Source organism: Faecalibacterium hominis (ex Afrizal et al. 2022), assembly GCF_049545105.1.
GTDB lineage: Bacteria > Bacillota > Clostridia > Oscillospirales > Ruminococcaceae > Faecalibacterium > Faecalibacterium duncaniae.
The window spans coordinates 3,040,813-3,060,871 of the sequence record NZ_CP186860.1 but is presented as its reverse complement, the minus strand read 5'-3'; the positions used below and the strand labels follow the sequence as shown (position 1 = coordinate 3,060,871).

General features: G+C 61.4%; 15 protein-coding genes. 4 read left to right on the top strand and 11 right to left on the bottom strand.

The genetic code is table 11. From position 1 onward, the window contains the following. Positions 1-5: 5 nt before the first annotated feature. The 5 genes from ACKXGA_RS14735 to ACKXGA_RS14715 form a co-directional block, all read right to left on the bottom strand. On the bottom strand, positions 6-1,601 hold the full coding sequence (locus tag ACKXGA_RS14735; protein ID WP_423729776.1) for an NAD(P)/FAD-dependent oxidoreductase: 1,596 nt from the start codon (positions 1,599-1,601) through the stop codon (positions 6-8). Positions 1,602-1,776: 175 nt separating this feature from the next. Then, positions 1,777-3,075, bottom strand: a complete 1,299-nt coding sequence (locus ACKXGA_RS14730; RefSeq protein WP_227622474.1) for a CdaR family protein — start codon at positions 3,073-3,075, stop codon at positions 1,777-1,779. Continuing rightward, complete coding sequence (gene cdaA / locus ACKXGA_RS14725; protein ID WP_005933418.1) at positions 3,072-3,974, bottom strand: diadenylate cyclase CdaA; 903 nt, start codon at positions 3,972-3,974, stop codon at positions 3,072-3,074. Before cdaA ends, ACKXGA_RS14730 begins: the two co-directional genes overlap by 4 nt. 16 nt (positions 3,975-3,990) lie before the next feature. Beyond that, positions 3,991-5,157, bottom strand: coding sequence for a 2-C-methyl-D-erythritol 2,4-cyclodiphosphate synthase (gene ispF / locus ACKXGA_RS14720; protein ID WP_423729775.1), 1,167 nt, complete (start codon positions 5,155-5,157; stop codon positions 3,991-3,993). A 172-nt stretch (positions 5,158-5,329) separates the two neighbouring features. Next, the gene (locus ACKXGA_RS14715) at positions 5,330-7,012 is read right to left on the bottom strand and encodes a phospho-sugar mutase (protein ID WP_423729774.1); all 1,683 of its coding nucleotides are present in this window, start codon (positions 7,010-7,012) and stop codon (positions 5,330-5,332) included. A 323-nt stretch (positions 7,013-7,335) separates the two neighbouring features. Here ACKXGA_RS14715 and ACKXGA_RS14710 point away from each other — a divergent pair, with 323 nt between their 5' ends. From ACKXGA_RS14710 to ACKXGA_RS14700, 3 genes are all read left to right on the top strand, one after another. Further along, positions 7,336-8,877 carry a YifB family Mg chelatase-like AAA ATPase gene (locus ACKXGA_RS14710; protein ID WP_156059423.1) on the top strand — a complete coding sequence of 514 codons (1,542 nt, stop codon included), beginning with the start codon at positions 7,336-7,338 and terminating at the stop codon, positions 8,875-8,877. A 192-nt stretch (positions 8,878-9,069) separates the two neighbouring features. Then, positions 9,070-9,522 carry a MarR family winged helix-turn-helix transcriptional regulator gene (locus ACKXGA_RS14705; protein WP_097771007.1) on the top strand — a complete coding sequence of 151 codons (453 nt, stop codon included), beginning with the start codon at positions 9,070-9,072 and terminating at the stop codon, positions 9,520-9,522. Next, positions 9,512-10,855, top strand: coding sequence for an MATE family efflux transporter (locus ACKXGA_RS14700; RefSeq protein WP_423729773.1), 1,344 nt, complete (start codon positions 9,512-9,514; stop codon positions 10,853-10,855). Before ACKXGA_RS14705 ends, ACKXGA_RS14700 begins: the two co-directional genes overlap by 11 nt. A 71-nt stretch (positions 10,856-10,926) precedes the next feature. Here ACKXGA_RS14700 and ACKXGA_RS14695 read toward each other — a convergent pair whose 3' ends face one another. The 6 genes from ACKXGA_RS14695 to ACKXGA_RS14670 form a co-directional block, all read right to left on the bottom strand. Then, positions 10,927-11,859, bottom strand: a complete 933-nt coding sequence (locus tag ACKXGA_RS14695; RefSeq protein ID WP_423729772.1) for a carbohydrate kinase family protein — start codon at positions 11,857-11,859, stop codon at positions 10,927-10,929. An 88-nt stretch (positions 11,860-11,947) separates the two neighbouring features. After that, positions 11,948-13,993 (bottom strand): ComEC/Rec2 family competence protein, encoded by a 2,046-nt coding sequence (locus ACKXGA_RS14690; RefSeq protein ID WP_423729771.1) that lies wholly within the window; start codon positions 13,991-13,993, stop codon positions 11,948-11,950. 68 nt (positions 13,994-14,061) lie between these two features. Then, complete coding sequence (locus ACKXGA_RS14685; protein WP_097771003.1) at positions 14,062-14,601, bottom strand: phosphoribosyltransferase family protein; 540 nt, start codon at positions 14,599-14,601, stop codon at positions 14,062-14,064. 45 nt (positions 14,602-14,646) lie between these two features. Further along, positions 14,647-14,979 carry a histidine triad nucleotide-binding protein gene (locus tag ACKXGA_RS14680; protein WP_117476993.1) on the bottom strand — a complete coding sequence of 111 codons (333 nt, stop codon included), beginning with the start codon at positions 14,977-14,979 and terminating at the stop codon, positions 14,647-14,649. Between the two features lie 199 nt (positions 14,980-15,178). Beyond that, the gene (gene alaS, locus ACKXGA_RS14675) at positions 15,179-17,839 is read right to left on the bottom strand and encodes an alanine--tRNA ligase (protein ID WP_317420937.1); all 2,661 of its coding nucleotides are present in this window, start codon (positions 17,837-17,839) and stop codon (positions 15,179-15,181) included. Positions 17,840-18,263: 424 nt separating this feature from the next. Next, on the bottom strand, positions 18,264-18,827 hold the full coding sequence (locus tag ACKXGA_RS14670; protein WP_097772716.1) for a hypothetical protein: 564 nt from the start codon (positions 18,825-18,827) through the stop codon (positions 18,264-18,266). 266 nt (positions 18,828-19,093) lie between these two features. On the opposite strand from ACKXGA_RS14670, the gene ACKXGA_RS14665 reads away from it, so the two are divergent. Then, a complete protein-coding gene (locus tag ACKXGA_RS14665; protein ID WP_207684510.1) occupies positions 19,094-20,044 on the top strand; it encodes an RluA family pseudouridine synthase in 951 nt (316 codons plus the stop codon). Positions 20,045-20,059 lie beyond the last annotated feature (15 nt).

The following is a 20,059-nucleotide window of genomic DNA, read 5'->3' as shown; positions in this document are numbered from 1 at the left end:
ATTCCTCACCCTTCTGCCGGTGCATACCGGCCGATGATCGCACGGGCGACCCGCAGGCCGTCCACGGCGGCACTCATAATGCCGCCCGCATATCCGGCCCCCTCGCCGCAGGGGTACAACCCCGCCAGCTGGGCCGATTCCAAGGTCTCCTCCCGTTTCAGCCGCACGGGGCTGCTGGTGCGGGTCTCAAGGCCCGTGAGGATGGCTTCCGGCGCGGTGTAGCCCGCGATCTTGCGCTCGTAGGCGCGCAGGCCCGCCCGCAGAGTATCGGCCAGCTCCCCGGGCAGCAAAGCTCCCAGATCCGCAGCCACAACGCCCCGGTCATAGGTAGGCTCCACCCGGCCGATGTTCAGCTGGCCTTTGCCCTCCAGAAAGCTCTGCACGTTCTCAGCCGGGGCCGCATACGCCCCGCCCCGGCGGCCTGCAGCGTAGGCTTTTGCCTCCAGCTCCCGCTGGAAAGCGATGGCCCTGCGCGGGTCGCCCGCAAAATCCTCAGCTCCCACGCTGACCACCACCGCCGCGTTGGCGTTTTTGCCGTCCCGGGCGTGGTAGCTCATGCCGTTGGTGACCACGTGGCCGATCTCGCTGGCCGAAGCCACCACCTGACCGCCGGGGCACATGCAGAAGGTGTACACGCACCGGTCTCCCACATGCTGGGAGAGCTGATACTCCCCGCGCGGCAGGGCCGGATGCCCGGCAGCCTCGTGGTACAGGCTCTTCTCGATCTCGCTCTGCAGGTGCTCTGCCCGGAAACCCACGCTGAAGGGCTTGCACTCCAGCACAAGACCGCTGTCCATCAGCATCCCGAAGGTGTCCCGGGCCGAGTGGCCCACGGCAAACACCAGCGCCTCACAGGGGAAGGTTCCGCCGGTGGTAAAGATGCCGGTCAGCCGGCCGTTCTTCTGCTCAAAACCGGTGAGGGCCGTGTTGAAGTGCACCTCGCCACCCAGAGCTTCGATCTCCCTGCGGATGGAGGTGATAACACCCCGGAGCAGGTCGGTGCCCACATGGGGCTTCTGCTTCCAGGCGATCTCCGCCGGGGCACCGTGCTGCAGAAACACCTCGGTGACAAAGCCGCAGAGCTCATCCCCGATGCGGGTGGTCAGCTTGCCGTCCGAAAAGGTACCTGCGCCGCCCTCGCCAAACTGGATGTTGGCGTTGGGGTCCAGCTCACCAGTGGCAGAGAAGTGCTCCACCGCCTTCACACGCTCGTCCAGCGCCGGGCCGCGCTCCAGCACGATGGGCTTGTAGCCCTGCCGGGCCAGCAGCAGCGCCGCAAACAGGCCCGCCGGGCCCAGCCCGCAGACCACAGGCCGGTGGGGCAGGCGCTGGGTGCCGTTCTGAACGCTGAGATCCGTTTTGCCGCGGATAGCAACGCAGGGCGAGGCCCCTGCATACGCAGATTCCTCACCCTCGTCCTTGAGCGTTACCGCTATGGTATACACCAGCTTTGGCTGCCCGTGGCGGGCATCCACCGACAGCCTGGCTACGCCCAGATGGGCCGCCTTGCTGCGGGGGATGCGCGCCAGATGCAGCGCTTTCTCGAATGCCTGCGGCTCCCCGGCAGAGAGCGGCAGGCGGATATCTCTTACTAGTATCATCTATCAGGTTTCGCTTTCTATTTTCAGCTTCCTCGCCCTCTCCGTCATTGCTAACGCAATGCCACCTCCCCCAAAGTGGGAGGCCTTGGCAGTATTTGCAAACTTCATCTTTATGCCAAAGGCTCTCCCTTCGGGAGAGCTGGCGAGCGAAGCGAGACTGAGAGGGTGAGCCAGCTCAGTTACTTTCTATCTTGCACTGGATAACATAGCTCCCCAGCGCAAAGATCTTACCATCGGAGGGCACATACAGGCGGCAGGCAATGTTCTGCTGCCCTGCGGCCACATAGAAATCATCCGCATCGATCTCAATGACCACCTGCTCGGGCACCAGCGTATCCAGCAGACCTGCCGGGCCGCAGAGGGTCACGTTCATCAGCCGCTCGGTCTGCACGGTCAGGGTATAGGTGGAGGGCAGATTGACCACCTGCACGCAGCTGGCGGGCAGGTTCATGGTCTTGGTCTCGAGCTTGGAGCTGTCGAAACTGACCGTGATGCTGGAAATGTTGTCCAGCAGGCGGATGTTGCCCGGCAGCTCGATGGGCAGCTCATACACCTTGTTCAGCGCAAAGGTGGAAAGATCGATGGTGCCAACAGACAGGGTAGAGAGCTTTTCGATCTGGCTCTCGGGCCCGGCGACATTCAGGGTCTGCTTGCTCAGGGAGTAGACCAGCACCGAGGGATCAAAATTTCGGGGCGCGTTGATAAAGCTGACCGACACGGGCAGGGTGGCCATCTTGTAGACCTCCAGCGTGACCTCCACACTGGACTCCTCCAGATTCGTGTATTCGAACTTGACCTCGCTGCCGCTCTTGGTATAAAAGCGCAGGGCGGTATCCAGCGTGACAGAATCGGTGAGCTCCCCCTTGTGGGTCACCTCGGCGGTGCAGGTCTCCACCTTATCGATCTCAGTGCTGGGGCCGGAGAGGGTCACCGTCTCCTTGGAGAGCTCGGTGCCATAGAGGATATAGCCGTCCGCAATGGTCAGGTAGTTGGTGGTCACGGTGATGGGCACCGTTTTCTCCTCCACCACGTCAAACACCACGTCCACGCTGTTGTCGCCGCCCTCAATGGAAACGGACACGCCATTGAGCAGGGTGTTCACGCCCCGCACCTGCAGGTGCAGGGTCTTTTCGCCGCTGTCCCGCACGCCGGACCAGTCCGGGTAAACCACGAAATCAGAGGAAGTCAGGCTGCCGATGGTGTAGCCATCGCCCGAGAGCTTCAGGCTGACGTACTTTTCCGGCGCGCTGACGATGCTCAGGCCCCGGGAGGTGTACGCGGCGGAATCATAGGTAAAATCCACCGGCACGTTGTTGATGGTGCGGGTGGTGCCGGGCTGGACGACGATGGTGACCACCATCCATGCCACAATGGCACCCACGATGGCCAGCAGCAGCCGGATGCGGCGGTCGTCCAGAATGCTCTTGGTGTGCTGGATGGCAGGCTTTGTGCCGTTGGTACGATTGCTGCTCACTGCTGCTCATCCTCCTCTTTCTGGTTCATCCAGTTCAGCAGGCTCTTGACCTTGCCGCGCCAGCCGTCGGCGGCTGCCTTTTCGCTGGCGGTCTCCTTGGGGATCATCTCATCCACCAGCCGGGTGTACAGGGTCTGGCGGTCAAAGTGGCGGATCAGCACACCGTTCTTTGCCATGGAGATGATGCCGGTCTCCTCACTGACCACAACGGCAATGGCATCCGAATTCTCCGCAATGCCCAGGCAGGCGCGGTGGCGGGTGCCCATATCCTTGCCCAGATCCAGGTTGTTGGACAGGGGCAGCACACAGCCCGCCGCCTTGATGCGGCCATTCTCAATGATGGCGGCACCGTCGTGCAGGGGGGTACCCTCGTAGAAGATGGTGCCCAGCACCTCCAGATTGACGGCACTGTTCACGGGTGTGCCAGTGCGCACGATCTCAGAGAGGTTGGTGTTGCGCTCCAGCACGATCAGGGCACCGGTCTTGGTCTCGGAAAAGCGCTCGGCGGCATCGCAGATGGCAATGATGGCGCTGCGCCAGGCCCCCTTGAAGCTGGGGTCGTTATAGCGTCCCTTGATGTTGAAGAGCTTGCCCGCCCACTGGTCGGTCTGGCCCATCCGCTCCAGTGCGCGGCGGATCTCCGGCTGGAACAGGACCACCAGCGTCAGCAGGCCGACCTGCAGCAGCGAGTTCAGCAGCCAGGTGACGGTGCGCATATTCAGCACGTTGGCCACCAGATAGACCGCCAGCACCAGCAGCGCGCCCTTGGCCAGCTGCCCGGCGCGGGTGCGGTTGATGATGCCCAGCAGCTGGTAGATCAGGAAAGCAATGATGACGATATCCAGCAGATCGGCCAGCTTGAAGGTCTGGAAATTGGCGATGATCGAATTCAGAGTCATCAGAGTGTCTCTCCCGTTACAGCTTCTCGATCAGGGCGACAGCATGGGCGGCAATGCCCAGGCCCTCGCCGGTAAAGCCCAGATGCTCCTCGGTGGTGGCCTTGACGCTCACAGCATCCACCGGCATCCCGAAGGCTGCGGCCAGATTTTCCCGCATGGCGGGGATGTAGGGGGCCAGCTTTGGCTTCTGGCAGAGCAGGGTGGAATCGATGTTCACGATCTTCCAGCCGTGCTCCCGCATGATGCGGGCCACATGCTGCGCCAGCTTCAGGCTGTCGGCACCGGCGTAGGCGGGGTCGGTATCCGGGAAGTGCTTGCCGATGTCGCCCAGCGCGGCGGCACCCAGCACAGCGTCCATCACGGCGTGGGCCAGCACATCGGCATCCGAGTGGCCCAGCAGGCCCTTTTCAAAAGGCACCTCCACACCGCCCAGGATCAGCTTGCGGTCCTCGACCAGACGGTGAACATCATAACCATGACCAATGCGCATATCATTTCCTTCTTTCTGTTCGGCGCGGGGCAGATCCTCCCGCGTTGTGATCTTCAGATTGGCGTAATCCCCCTGGGTCAGCTGCACCGGGCGGCCGGTCAGTTCAAACAGGCTGCAGTCATCGGTGACCAGACGGGCTTTCTCCGCATCCAGCTCGTCCAGCGCGGCCAGATACGCCGCACGGTCGAAGCACTGGGGGGTCTGCACCGCATACAGGGTGCTGCGGTCAGGGGTATCAGTGACCATGCAATGCTCCGGCACAGTTTTGCCGTCGCCCCGCACAGCCCGCTTGACGGTATCCTTTACCGGCACGGCGGGGGCGGCAGCACCGCAGGCAGCGGCTGCTTCCAGCGCCGCCGTGATGACAGCCTGACTGACAAAAGGACGGGCGGCATCATGGACAGCCACCAGCTCTCCGTGGGCGGCCAGCACGCCGTTCTTCGCGCTCTCGGCGCGGGTCGCGCCGCCCTGCACCACCTGCACCGGCTTTGCGCAGGCCGTGGCCTGCTGTTCCAGAAATGCCCGGTTCTTCCCGGCCACCAGAACGATCTCGCTGACCAGCGGACACTCCGCAAAGGCGCGGATGCTCCGTTGCACCACGGTCTCCCCGCCCAGATCAAAGCTGAGCTTGTCAAACCCCATGCGGGTGGAGGACCCTGCCGCCACCAGAACGGCTGATACTTTCTTTTCCAATTTCTGCACCTGCCCTGCTCTTATTCTCCCGGGAAATACCACCCGGGGCACAGATAGAATAAACCATGTTTTATTATACCGTATCGCCCGGCAAACTGCAACCGATTTTATACAGCAAAAATGCCCCTCTGCGGCAGGGCAGAGGGGCAAAAACGCTTCTTTTTTCAGGAGATCACTTCAGGATGGGCTCGATGGCGGCAGCCAGAGCGTCCTTCTGTGCCTGGGCTTCCTCCAGGGTCTTGCCCAGGGTGGTGAAGTAGGTCTTGATCTTGGGCTCGGTGCCGGAGGGACGCACCACAACGGTCGCGCCATTTTCCAGCGTGTAGATCAGGACATTGGCGGCGGGCAGGCCGGTCTCCTCGGGCTTCTTGTAGTCCATGATCTTGACGACCTTGTGGCCGCCGATCTCGGTCAGGGGCTCGTCACGCAGCTTCTGCATGATGGAAGCCATCTTCTCCATGCCGGTCAGGCCGGGGAACTCAAAGCTGTCCACCTTGTTCAGGTAGCGGCCGTACTGCGCATAGATCTCTTCCAGACGCTGCTTGATGGAGGAACCGATGCTGCGGTAGTAAGCGGCCATCTCGCAGATCAGCATGGAGCCGATGACGGCATCCTTATCGCGAACATAGGGGCCGGCCAGGTAGCCATAGCTCTCCTCAAAGCCGAAGATGAAGCGGTCCACTTCACCGGCAGCTTCCAGATTAGCGATCTGATCGCCGATCCACTTGAAGCCGGTCAGAACGTTGCGCATCTCCACGCCGTAGTGCTTTGCCACAGCGTCGGCCAGCGGGGTGGAAACGATGGACTTGACCGCCACGGGGTTTGCGGGCATGGTGCCCTTTTCAATGCGTCCGGCGCAGATGTAATCCAGCAGCAGAACGCCCATTTCGTTGCCGGAGACCAGCTCATAGCTGCCATCCGGGCACTTCATGGCAATGCCCACGCGGTCTGCATCGGGGTCGGTGGCCAGCATCAGGTCAGCACCGGTCTTGGTGGCCAGCTCCAGACCCAGCTTCAGGGCCTCAAAGATCTCAGGGTTGGGGTAGGAGCAGGTGGTAAAGTAGCCGTTGGGGTACTCCTGCTCGGGCACGATGGTGATATCGGTGATGCCCATATCGTTCAGCACATGGGTCACAGGCACCAGACCGGAACCGTTCAGGGGGCTGTACACCAGCTTCAGGCCGGCAGTCCGGCACAGGCCGGGGCGCACCTGACGGGCCTCGATGGCATCATACAGGGCCTTCTTGCAGTCATCGCCCACAAAGCGGATCAGGCCCTGCTCCACGCCAGCGGCAAAGGAGATGTACTTTGCGCCGGTCAGAACATCGGTCTTCTGGATCTCATCATAGACGATGGCTGCGGCATCATCGGTCATCTGGCAGCCATCCGGGCCGTAGGCCTTGTAGCCGTTGTACTTGGCGGGGTTGTGGGAAGCGGTGACCATGATACCGGCATTGCACTCGTAGTAACGGGTGGCAAAGCTCAGGGCAGGCACAGGCATCAGGGCATCATAGATGCGCACCTTGATGCCGTTGGCGGCCAGAACACCGGCGGCGGTCTTGGCAAAGACATCGCTCTTCAGGCGGCTGTCGTAGCTGATGGCGACAGTCTGGCTGCCGCCCTGGGTCTTGACCCAGTTTGCCAGGCCCTGGGTGGCCTGACGGACGACATAGATGTTCATGCGGTTGGTACCGGCACCCAGCACACCGCGCAGACCGGCGGTGCCAAACTTCAGGGCCACGGCAAAGCGGTCCTTGATCTCCTCGTCATTACCCTCAATCTTGCGCAGCTCCGGTTTCAGATCCGCGTCCTCCAGATCCGCAGCCAGCCAGCGCTTATACTCATCCAGATACATATTGCACACCTTACCTTTAATTCGTATTTCGCACAGGGATAGTTTTTCCAAACCTACTTATACTATAAACCCTTTCTTGGTACTGTGTCAATTCCATATTATGTAAGAATTTTTGCTCCGCAAATCATACAAATACTACAAAGATCTCAGCCTTTTCCATCATTTGGGGTTTTCGTGCTGTCCGCAGAGCCTGCAGCGGTGCCCGCGCATTGACAAGCCCCCTGCCCGACACTATAATTGGGACAATAGAATATTTTGCCGAGACCGGGCATTTTCCCGGTCATTTCCCCGTCGGGCCGCAGACGCGGCGTGAGGAGGCCCCCATGTATTCCGTTCTGAAAAGCTATGGTCTGAACGGCCTGAACGGCTTTGCCGTGGCCGTGGAAGCCGATGTCTCCGGCGGCCTGCCCGCCTTTTCGCTGGTGGGCCTGCCGGATTCCGCCGTGCGGGAAAGCGGCGACCGTGTCCGCTCTGCCGTGAAGAATCTGGGCTACAAATGGCCCGACCGCCACATCACGGTCAACCTTGCCCCGGCGGACATCCGCAAGAGCGGCCCGGTGTATGACCTGCCCCTGCTGCTGGCGGTGCTGGCATCCTCCGGCCAGATGGAGGAGCCACCCGCCGACGCGGCTTTTCTGGGGGAGCTGGCACTGGACGGCAGCCTGCGCCCGGTTTCGGGCGTGCTGCCCATGGCGCTGGCGGCGGCAGCAGACGGCATCCGCAGCCTGTATGTGCCCGCCGAAAACGCCGCCGAAGCCGCCGAGGCGGGCGGCGACGCGATGCAGGTCTACCCAGCCCGCACGGCCCGGGAGGTCGTGGATGCACTGCGGGGCCTTGTACCCCTCTCCCCTGCCGCCCCCATCCCCTTTGACCCCGCTTCCGGCTGGAATGCCGCCCCGGATTTTGCGGATGTGATGGGCCAGCCGCTGGCCCGCCGGGCCATGGTGCTGGCAGCAGCCGGTGGGCACAACGTGCTGCTCATCGGCGCGCCCGGCACCGGCAAATCCATGCTGGCCAAGCGCCTGCCCGGCATCCTGCCGCCCCTGACCCGGGAGGAGGCTGTGGAGACCACCAAGATCTATTCCATTGCGGGCCAGCTGCCCAAGGGACGGGGCCTGATCTCTGCCCGGCCCTTCCGCAGCCCGCACCACTCGGCCAGCGCGGCGGCACTGGCGGGCGGCGGCACCACCTTCCGGCCCGGCGAGTGCAGCCTTGCCGACTGCGGCGTGCTGTTTCTGGACGAGCTGCCGGAGTTTTCCCGGGACAGTCTGGAAGTTCTGCGCCAGCCGCTGGAGGACGGCCAGATCACCGTGAGCCGCGCGGCAGGCAGCGCCACCTACCCCAGCCGGTTCCAGCTGGTGGCCGCTATGAACCCCTGCAAGTGCGGCTATTACGGCCACCCCACCCGTCCCTGCACCTGTTCGCCCAGTGCGGTGCGGCAGTACCGCAGCCGGGTGTCCGGCCCTCTGCTGGACCGCATCGACCTCTGTGTGGAGATGGACCCCGTTGCCTTTGACGAGCTCCACACCAGCACCCCCGCCGAGAGCAGCGCAGACCTGCGCAAGCAGGTGCTTGCCGCCCGGGCCGTACAGGCCAAGCGCTATGCCGCCCCCGGATACGAGGGCGTGCGCTGCAATGCCCAGCTCACAGCCGGGCAGGTGCGGCGTGTCTGCCGGATGACCCCCGCCGCCGAGCGGCTCCTCCGCGCCTCCTACGACACACTGGGTCTTTCTGCCCGCGCCCATGACCGCATCCTTCGGGTGGCCCGCACCGTGGCTGACCTGGCAGGCAAACAGCTGCTGGATGAAGAGGCCCTGCTGGAAGCATTGCAGTACCGCGCCCAGGAAAAGGTTGAGGCGTTCTGACCCGCCATTTTACCGCAGCGTCAATGTTTTTCATCCTCACATTTCACAATCTGATCTCTGTTTCAAAGAGTGCACTGTCCGCTTTCTGCGGGCGGTGCATTTTTGTTTGCAAAAAATGCTTGACAAATCCCGGCAGTTCTGTATAATTATCTGTGGTAATTATCTTTGGTCACTATTTGAGGAGAAACCACTATGAACATCGCACTGATCAAACGGATGATGGATGCCTGCTATCAGGCCAAGCGGGTGCGGGATCTGCTGCCTGCCCTGCCGGACGGGGTTCTGCCCTCCTTCATCCAATATCTGGATGCGATCCAGACGCTGGAACAGCAGGGCATACAGGTCAAGGTCTCTGACCTGAGCGATGCGCTCAGCTTGCCCCGCCCCGGCGTGACCCGGACCGTAAAGGACATGGAAGCTCGTGGTCTTTTGACCAAGCATACCTCCCCTGAGGACGGCCGGGTGACCTACCTGACCATCACAGAGGCCGGGCGGGCGCTTTCCCGCAAATACGATGCGGAATATTTCAGCTCTCTTGTTCCGGCGCTGGAGGTCATCCCGGAAGAGGATGCGGAGACCATGATCCGCACCATCGAGATTTTTTATCAGATCATGGTCGAAAGGAGAGATTCCCTTGAAAAATGATAAGACCGATTTCACGCAGGGCAGCATCCTGAAAAAGCTGGCTCTGTTCATGCTGCCCATTCTGGGCGCACTGGTGCTGCAGGCCGCATACGGCGCGGTAGACCTGCTGGTGGTGGGCCGCTTCGGCTCCACCTCGGGCCTGTCTGCCGTTTCCACCGGCAGCCAGGTGCTCAACCTTGTCACCTTTGTGGTCACCCAGCTGGCCATGGGTGTCACAGTGCTGATCGCGCGGTATCTCGGCGAAAAGAAGCACGAATTCATCAGCCCGGTCATCGGCGGCGCGGCGGTGGTGTTCACCCTTCTGGCCGCTGTGCTGTTCGGGGCGCTGGTGTTTCTGGCACGGCCCATTTCCAGCCTGATGCAGGCCCCGGCCGAGGCCCTTGACCTGACCACCAGCTATGTGCGCATCTGCGGTGCAGGCATCTTCTTCATCGTGGCCTACAATATGCTCTCGGCCCTCTTCCGCGGCCTGGGCGACAGCCGATCTCCCCTGATCTTTGTGCTGGTGGCCTGCGTGGTCAACATCATCGGCGACCTGGTCCTGGTGGCCGGGTTCCATCTGGATGCTGTCGGTGCCGCCATTGCCACCGTGGCCGCACAGGCTGTCAGCGTGGTCTGCGCTGTTATCATGCTGCTGAAAAAAGATCTGCCCTTTTCCATCAGAAAGGCGGACTTCAGGCTGAACTTCCAGTGCAAAAAGTTTCTGGCCATCGGCCTGCCGCTGGCGCTGCAGGAGTTTTTGACCCAGCTCTCTTTTCTGGCCCTTTGTGCCTTTGTCAACCGCCTGGGTCTGGAGGCTTCCTCCGGCTACGGCGTGGCCTGCAAGATCGTCAATTTCGCCATGCTGATCCCCAGCGCCCTGATGCAGTCCATGGCTTCCTTCATCTCCCAGAACATCGGCGCAGGCAAGCATCAGCGCGCCCGGCAGACCCTGCGCACCGGCATCGGCATCGGTCTGTTCTTTGGCCTGTTCGTCTTTGCGCTGGTCTTGTGCAAGGGCGACCTGCTCTGCAGCTTCTTCACCACGGATGCACCTGTGATCGCCAACGGCTATGCCTACCTCAAGGGCTTTGCGCTGGAGACCATCCTCACCGCGATCCTGTTCAGTATGATCGGCTATTTCAACGGCAGCGGCAGGACCGTTTTCGTCATGGCGCAGGGCCTGTTCCAGACCCTGCTCGTCCGCCTGCCCATGGCCTACATTATGAGCATCCAGCCCAACGCCAGCCTGACCATGATCGGCCTGGTCGCCCCCACCTCCACAGCGGTGGGTGTGCTGCTGAATGTCTGCTTCTTCCTGTACCTGAACCGGAAGGAGAAAAAGCAGGGCTGAAGACCATCCATTTTCCTGACACCACAAAAGGGACGGCGTGTGCTCCACGCCGTCCCTTTTTACTTGTTCTCTCAATCCACCACCGGGATATCCAGCCCGAACTCAAGGGGGCGGAAGCGGGGGCAGACATTTTCTGTGATGCAGATGACCGAGGCGGCCAGGCGGCTGCCGATCTCACAGGATTCCGCCAGAGTCTTGCCGTAGGTCAGGCCGATGACGGTTCCGGCAAAGAAGGCATCCCCCGCACCGGTGGTGTCGATGACATCCACCTTTTTGGCGGGCACCATGCCGCACTCGCCGTTGGCGCGGGCAAACACAGCACCCTTGCCGCCCATGGTCACCACCATGCAGGGGATGTTGGCGCTGTGCACATTGCCCGCCAGCACCCTGCACATCTCCTCAGGCTCGAGATGGTCGTAATCGTCCGAAAAGAGCAGCCCAGCCTCCTGCTGGTTGCAGACAAAGCAGTCGATCTGCTGCAAGAAGTCCCGGCGCTCCATGGCGATGCTCATGTTGGAGACGACCGCATACACTTTTTTGCCGTACTTTTTGGCGTATTTCAGGGTCTGCTTGACCGTCTCCTTTTCAAGGTCCAGCTCCAGCGCGATGCTGTCGCAGTCGGCAAAGATCTCATCCCCCTGCTCGGCCAGCAAGCCGATGAGCGGTGTGGTATCCGGCCGCTTGGAGATGGCGGCAGTCACATCACCCCTGTTGTCAAAGATGGCCAGCCAGGTGCCCATGCCATCCGGCACCTTTTTGATGAACCGGGTGTTGACCTTGTGGTTCTCCAGCTTGTCAATGACATCCTGCCCCATGCCGCTGTCATCGACAAGGCCCACGAAGGTGGGCCGGAGCTCCACGTTGGCGATATCCTCTGCCACGTTGCGGCTCACGCCGCCGTGGACCTGCTCCATTCTGCCCGCGTTGCGCCCGCCGGGGATATAGGTAGAAAGCGGATATCCCTTGATGTCCACAAACACTGCGCCGATGACTACGATGCCCATAAATTTCTTGATTCCTTTCCGGATTTTACTTTGATATCTCCTATTATATAACAGCTCCTGACAAAAAGCCAATTTTTTCTCTCAAAGCCTACTCTGCCCTTGAAAAACTGTGGTAGAGCTGCCCCGAAGAAAGAGCCGCCGGCATCCACCGATAATCGCTGCTCAGGCTCAAGATCGCATCATACTTCACGCAGTCCGGCCGGGCAGGCGAGGCCAGCAGGTAATCCGCCTGCACAGGGGCCGCAAGCGCAGCACTGCCGCTCAGGGTGACAAAGATCTGCCCGGCGGCGTGGATGCGGGCCACACAGCCGTTCCGGGTGCGGAGCACCTCCACCTCTGCCGGGCCGCAGCGGACACGGCGGGTGGCATAGAGCGCCATCCGGTCAACGGCAATGCGCTGTTCTGCCCCCATCCGCTGGGCGCTCCGGGGCCTGAGCCGCAGGTCGATCAGGCACTCCACCGTGCGGATATTCCGGCGTTCCAGCGTGGTCTCCACGGCGCACCGGGTCACATCGCCGCCGCGGAAGAGGATGACGGCGCTCTCGTTCCGGCTGATGACCACCGCCGGGGCATTCCGGCTGCCCACCAGCTCCACCCGGACGACATCCCTGCTCAGGGCATTGCCGGTGAAAACGGCAAGCCCCGCCGTCAGCAGAAGGGCAGGCAGGGCCACCCGCAGGCGCACCCTGTTATGGAACGCCAGCCAGCAGAGCCCGGCCAGCAGCAGGCAGACCACAGCGGCGTAAGCTGTGTCGAACCAGATCTGTGCCCCGGGCCAGCCGGACACCCAGAGCGCCCAGCAGTCCAGCACCTCCGCCAGAAATTCCGCGCAGCACGAGCACACCCGCTGGGCCGGGGCCAATGCAGGCACCAGCCCCAGCAGGGCCGCCCCCAGACCGGTGAGCAGGATGGGTTCCACCAGCCAAAGCACCGCCGCGCCGGACACCAGCGCGTACAGGCTGGTGCTCATCCCCCGCAGCACCAGCACCGGGAAGGTGGCCATGGAGGCGCAAGCCGAAATACAGACCGTTTCCCACAGACTTCCCGCAAGCCCAAGCGCTTTCCGCTTCCAGAACCGGAGGCGGGGGTGCTTTTTCTTTGCCCGTTGTTTTTCCCAAGCTTCCTGACTGCGGCGCACCACGGCCCCACCGGCCAGGGTGCCCACCACCGCCGCAAAGGAGAGCTGAAAGCCCACGTCACAGACGGCGTAGCTGTTGCCCGCCGTCATCAGGACACCGGCCACGCCCAGCGAGGTCAGGGCATCCGGCGGGCCGTAGACCCAGACCCCCAGCGCACTGAGCCAGACGGCCCCCGCCGCGCGCAAAACAGAGGGCGTAAAGCCCGTCACGCCCACCAGCAGCAATGCCAGCACCGCGCTGAACAGCGCCCTGACCCGGCGGCCGGTATAGCCGTGCAGGCGCTTTTTGCGGCTGGGCAGCAGCCTGCCCAGCACATCGCCGCACAGGATCGAAACGTGCATTCCGCTGACCACCAGCACATGGGAAAGCCCCGCGCCCCGGTAGGCTGTGCGCAGCTCCTTGGAGAGATGAGTGCGGTCGCCTGTAACCATGGCGGCCAGCACGCCCGCCGGGCCGGAGGCCATCCCCTGCCGCAGGGCGGCGCTCAGCCGCTTCTGGAGCCGGGCCGTCCGGGCGCGGAAGGAGGTGCTCTGCCCCAGCAGCGCAAAGCCTTTCTCATACGCAGCGTTCAGGGCAATGCCATCGGCCAGGGCATTCAGGCGGGCAGTGTCATCGGGCGTTTCCAACGCAAAGCGGCCCTTGACCCGGTCGCCGGGGCTGCAGGTGGGCAGGCTGGCGCACTCCACCCGGAAGGAGGCCGCCTCCCGGTCCACCGTTTCCACCCGCAGGACCGCCCGCACCCTGCCGGGGGAATAGGAAGAGGAGGTACTTTCCACCTCCGCCTCCAGCAGGACACTGCGGCCATCGTAGGCGGTCTGGATCGCATCCCATTTTGCCTGCGTGGAGCCGGTCAGCACAAGGCCCAACACTGCCCCCAGGATCAGGCAGATGCCATAGCTCCAGGCCGGGCTTTTGCGCAAACGGCCCGCCAGCGCCCACAGCAGACCGGCAATAAAAAATGCCGCAAACGGCACAAAATGTCCCGTTTGCGGCAAAAAGGCGCACACCAACTCCAGCCCCAGCGTTCCTGCGCAGAAAACACAGAGGGGGCGGCGCATCTTACTTAGTGGAAGAACAGGGGCAGCGGCTCAAGGAAGATGATATCCTTGCGCTCGGCTGCATCGCCCTCGGCCAGAACAGCGGCCTGGCCCACGATGGTGCACTGGGTCTGCTCTGCCAGTGCGTCCAGCGCCTTCAGGGAGCCGCCGGTGGAGATGACATCATCCACCACAAGCACACGCTTGCCGTTCATCTTGTCCAGCTCCTTGCGGTCGATGACCAGCTTCTGCTTGCCTGCAGTGGTGATGGACTGATCCTCCACCACGACAGGGTCGGCCATATAGAGCTTTTCGCCCTTGCGTGCGCAGATGTAGGGCTTGCCGCTCTGGCGGCTCATCTCGTGTGCCAGAGGGATGCCCTTGGCCTCAGCGGTCAGCAGGATATCAAACTCGGGGCACTTTTTCAGCAGCTCGGTGGCAGCAGCCACGGTCAGCTCTGCATCGCCCAGCATGATGAAGGCCGCAATGTCCATGTGGTCGTTCACCTTGCAGATGGTCAGTTCACGGGTCAGGCCCGCAACATTCAGGGTATAGGTCTTTGCCATAACAATTCCCTTCCTTTTGTTCGATCCGTTATTTTTACGCGCGGCTCAGACAGGCAGCTTCTCGCCGCCCAGCACATGGAAATGCAGGTGCTTCACGGTCTGGCCGGCATCCTCGCCGACATTGGAGATCACGCGGTAGCCGTTGTCCAGGCCGACTTCCTTGGCCAGCTTGGCGATCACGGCAAAGATATGGCCCAGCAGGGCACCGTCCTCCTCAGTCAGGGCAGCGGCACTCTGGATGTGCTTTTTGGGCACAACAAGGAAGTGCACCTTGGCCTGCGGGTTGATATCGTAAAACGCCACGACCTGATCGTCCTCATACAGCTTTTTGGAGGGGATCTTGCCCTCGGCGATCATGCAAAACAGACAATCTTCCATGGGAATTGCTCCTTTCGATTTCTTTTCTCGCCCTCTCAGTCGAGCTTTGCTCGACAGCTCTCCCAAAGGGAGAGCCTATGCATCTGACAGGACAACAACTGCAAACTTGCAGAACCATTGCCTAAGGCCGCTCTTGCCTCTCCCTTTGGGAGAGGTGGCAGCGCTTCTGCGCTGCCGGAGAGGGTGAGCCCGCTTCCAATCAGCCCAGCTGCTTCTCAACGATGCCCTTGACAGCGGCCAGAGCCTCGTCGATCTTGGTCTCGTCCTTCAGGCCGGCCATTGCAAAGTCGGGCTTGCCGCCGCCCTTGCCACCTGCGATGGCGCTGATCTCCTTGACCAGCACGCCAGCCTTGAGGCCCTTTTCCTGTGCCAGCTTGTTCACGGTGACAGCCATGGTGACCTTATCCTCAGCCTTGCCCACCAGAACAGCGACCACAGGGTTGACAGCCTTGTCGCGGATGCTGTCGCACATGCCGCGCAGGGTTTCGCCGGTGGTGCCGGTGAAGTAGGCGGAAGCGATCTTCACGCCGCTCACTTCCTCGGCATTGTCGAACAGGCTGCTCACCTTGGAGGCGGCGACCTTGGCCTTGATCTCCTCCAGCTCCTTGCTCATGGCCTTGTTCTCGGCCATGACGGCCTCGGCACGGATGGGCAGAGAGGTGATGTTGTTGGCCTTCAGGGTGTTGGCCACGGTGTGCAGCATTGCCTCCTGCAGATTTGCACGGACGAGCAGGTTGCGGCCGGTGACAGCCTCGATGCGGCGGATACCGGCGGCAACAGAGGATTCGCTGACGATCTTGAAGCCGCCGATCTGGGCGGTGTTCTTGACGTGGGTGCCGCCGCAGAACTCGGTGGACCAGCCCTCGATGTTCACAACGCGGACGACCTTGCCGTACTTCTCGCCGAAGAGGGCCATTGCGCCCAGCTTCTTGGCCTCCTCGATGGGCATCTCCTTGACGGTGACGTTCATCGACTCGTAGATCTTATCGTTGACGATCTTCTGCACCCGGGCCAGCTCCTCAGGCGTGACGGCGCTGAAATGGGTGAAGTCGAAGTGGGTGATCTCCGCATCCTGATAGGAGCCTGCCTGATGGACGTGGTCGCCCAGGACCTCACGCAGGGCAGCCTGCAGCAGATGGGTCGCGGTGTGGTTGCGGCAGACGGACATCCGGTATTCCTTGTCCACCTGAGCGTTCAGGTGGTCGCCCACCTTGACGATGCCGCTCTCCAGCACGCAGGTGTGAACGTAGTAGCCCTTGGGGGTCTTTTTCACGTCCAGCACACGCAGGCTGCACTCGGGGCCGGTCAGCAGGCCGTTGTCCGCCACCTGACCGCCCATCTCAGCGTAGAACGGGGTCTTGTCCAGAACCACCAGCACGCCGTCCTTTGCCTCCTCATCGGTGGCAATGGCATCGGTCAGGGTCTCCTCGTCGCTCAGGGCAACCACAACGCCGGTGTCGTTCAGGGTCTCATAGCCGGTAAAGACAGTGGGCTCAACGGTCAGGCCGCCGAACAGGTCCTCGCTCCAACCGGAGATGTTCTTCTTCAGGCGCTCGGCACGGGCGCGCTCCTTCTGCTTCTTCATCTCAGCATGGAAGCCGTCCTCGTCGATCTCAATGCCCTGCTCGGCAGCGATCTCCTTGGTCAGGTCGAGGGGGAAGCCGAAGGTATCGTTCAGCTTGAACACGTCCAGACCCTTGAGCAGGTGCTGGTGTGCCTTTTCCAGGCCGTCGATCATGTTGTTCAGGATGTTCATGCCGGCATCGATGGTGCGGGCAAAGTTTGCCTCCTCGGTGCCGATGACCTTCTTGATATAGGCATCGTGCTCACGCAGCTCGGGGTAAGCGCTCTCGCTGGACTGGATGACCGTCTCCACCAGTTCCACCAGGAAGGGGCGGGAGATGCCCAGCATCCGGCCATGGCGGGCAGCGCGGCGGAGCAGGCGGCGCAGAACGTAGCCGCGGCCCTCGTTGGAGGGCAGGATGCCGTCAGACACCATGAAGGTGCAGCTGCGGATGTGGTCAGTGATGACACGGATGGAGATGTCATCCTTGGCGTTCTCACCGTAGGTCTTACCGGCAATGTGCTCCACATGGTGCAGCACGCTCTGAACGGTATCCACCTCAAACAGGTTGCCCACGCCCTGCATCACGCAGGCCAGACGCTCCAGGCCCATGCCGGTATCGATGTTGGGACGTGCCAGACGCTCGTAGTGGCCCTTGCCGTCGGCATCAAACTGGCTGAACACCAGGTTCCAGATCTCCATATAGCGGTCGCAGTCACAGCCCACGCCGCAGGTCGGCTTGCCGCAGCCGTACTCGGGGCCGCGGTCAAAGTAGATCTCAGAGCAGGGGCCGCAGGGGCCGGAGCCGTGCTCCCAGAAGTTGTCCTCCTTGCCCAGACGCACCATGTGGTCCGGAGCAATGCCCACCTTCTTGGTCCAGATATCGTAAGCCTCGTCGTCCTCTTCGTAGACGGAGATGTGCAGCTTATCCTTGGGGATGGCCATCCACTCGTCGCTGGTCAGGAACTCCCATGCCCAGGGAATGACCTCTTCCTTGAAGTAATCCTGGAAGGAGAAGTTGCCCAGCATCTCAAAGAAGGTGCCGTGGCGGGCGGTGATGCCCACACGCTCGATATCCGGAGTACGGATGCACTTCTGGCAGGTGGTCACACGGTGGCGGGGAGGCTCTTCCTGCGCCAGGAACCACTTTTTCATGGGGGCCATACCGCTGTTGATCAGCAGCAGGCTGGGGTCGTTCTTCGGCACCAGCGGGAAGCTGTCCAGACGCAGGTGGCCCTTGCTCTCAAAGAAGCTCAGGTACTTTTCACGCAGTTCATTCAAACCGGTCCATTGCATAGGTTTTCTCTCCTCAATTGTCCTTGGCGTTTGCACGTCAGTTTTTATGATGTTATGGCAGAGGGGCGGGCAGGCGCAAAAACAAAAACAGCCTCATCCCAAAAGGGACGAGGCTGTGTAAAACTGCTCCGTGGTACCACCCAAATTGCAAAGGATAAAACTGCTTGTCCCCTGCCGCTTTCGGCGCGGTAACGCTGCGCTGCGTCCGACTTGTTTCGCCGGAAGCTCCGGGGCGGCACGAAACGAGACCTGCCGGAGCGCCTTGCAGCTGGGAGCGCTCTCTCTGGGCGGCGGTGTGCATTTCTGACCCCATCATTGCCATCTGTCATAATTCACGTTTTGCCGCAAAGGCGCATATCCGCCCCTTGCGTACACTTAAATTATAGCATGGGCTCTGCGTTTGTCAACGGGTTTTCCACAAATTTTACGGCACCCAGATGCGGTCTACATGGGTCATCTCGCCGTTTTGGATGGTCACGGTCGTGTTTCCCGCATTCCACCCATAAACATCTTCTTCGCTGCTCATTGCATCGCAAACCGCCCGGTCTCCCTTGACCATCACTGGGTCGGCTCCAAAGTCTGCTGCGCCGTCCGATAGTTCGATATCGTCTGCCATAACAAGCTGCTTCACCACACCAACTTCATAATAAGCGGGAAAATCATCCCATGTCAGAGTCCGGTAATGGTCCTCCTCTTTGCATAAGTCGATGCCGCCTTCTTCTATTCCGCCGTTGATGGTCACATAGTTGTTTTCCCGCTCGATGCTCTCCACGGTCAGGGCTGTAGTTTCCTCTGTCCCGTTTAGATGTGTTACAATGGTATCGCCTTCGCTCAATGCTTCTATCTCTGGGGCTGTGTACCGGTCATAGTCGTATACGACCGCGTCGTTGATGGTATTCTTGCGTTCACCGACCCATACTTTATCGCTTTCAAAGCTGATGTGATAGGTGCCATCCGAAAGGGGGTCGCTCAGTAAAACGCCTTGCATGGGCTGTACTTCCGTTTTTTGCGCCTCCTGCGCCTCCGAAGAGGTCGTGCTTGGCGTGGAAGCCGCTGTGCTTCCCGCCGTGGAACTGGAGGCCCCACAGCCCGCCATGGTGATCCCAAGCGCCAAAAGCACCGTAAATGTTCCTATTTTATGGTTCCATCTCATACGAAAACCTTCTTTCTCTTGCTTGACGGAACGTTTCCGTTCCGCTACAATAAAAACGATTCAAAGACACATTCTATTTCAAGATAGAGAGGAAAATTTCCGTGAAAATCTTAAAAGTAAAATGTCTGGCCCCCACCCGGCTGGACAACTATCTGATGCAGCAGTTCCCGGCACTGAACCCGGGCCGCCTGAACAAGGCTCTGCGGGAGAACAAGATCAAGCTGAACGGCAAAAAGCAGCCCCTTTCCACCCGCGTGATGGCGGGCGACGAGATCAAGCTGTTCATCCTGGACGAGGTGCTGGATGCCGACAAGCGGGTGGAAGGCCCGGCGTGGAAGAACGCCCGCGGCCCGGCACAGGTCATCTACGACTGCCCGCAAATCCTGGTGGTGAACAAGCCTGCAGGCCTTGCCGTGGATGGCCCCGAGGACGACACCCTGCTCAACCGTGCTCTGCTCTACCTCAACCAGCAGGGCGAGTACAAGGAGAACGATCTGTACACTCCAGCCCTCTGCCACCGGCTGGACACCGGCACCAGCGGCTTGGTCATCATTGCCAAGACCCCCGAGGCCGAGCAGCTGTTCCTTGAGGTCATCAAGAACCGCGAGGTCAAAAAGACCTACCTCTGCGTCACCTTTGGCCGCCCCACCCCGCCGGACGGCACCCTGGGCGGCTACCTGCTCAAGGATGCAGACCGGGGCATCGTGAAGATCGTGCCCGACAAGCAGCCCGGTGCCAAGGACGTGGAGACCCAATATGAGACCGTTGCCGTCTCCGGCCGTCTGGCCCTGCTCAAGGTCCGGCTCATCACCGGCCGCACCCACCAGATCCGTGCCCACATGGCAAGCATCGGCTGCCCCATCCTGGGCGACAGCAAATACGGCAACAACACCGCCAACCGGGAGCTTAAGCTGAAATATCAGGCTCTCTGCGCCTGGGAGCTGGTCCTCCCCCGCTTCACCTCCCCCGACTTCGTCGACCTTTCCGGCAAGACCTTCCGCGCACCGAAGCCCTGGTATTACCAGCAGGTACTGGATGGAACGTTGAAGTAAACTTTGCTTTATCAA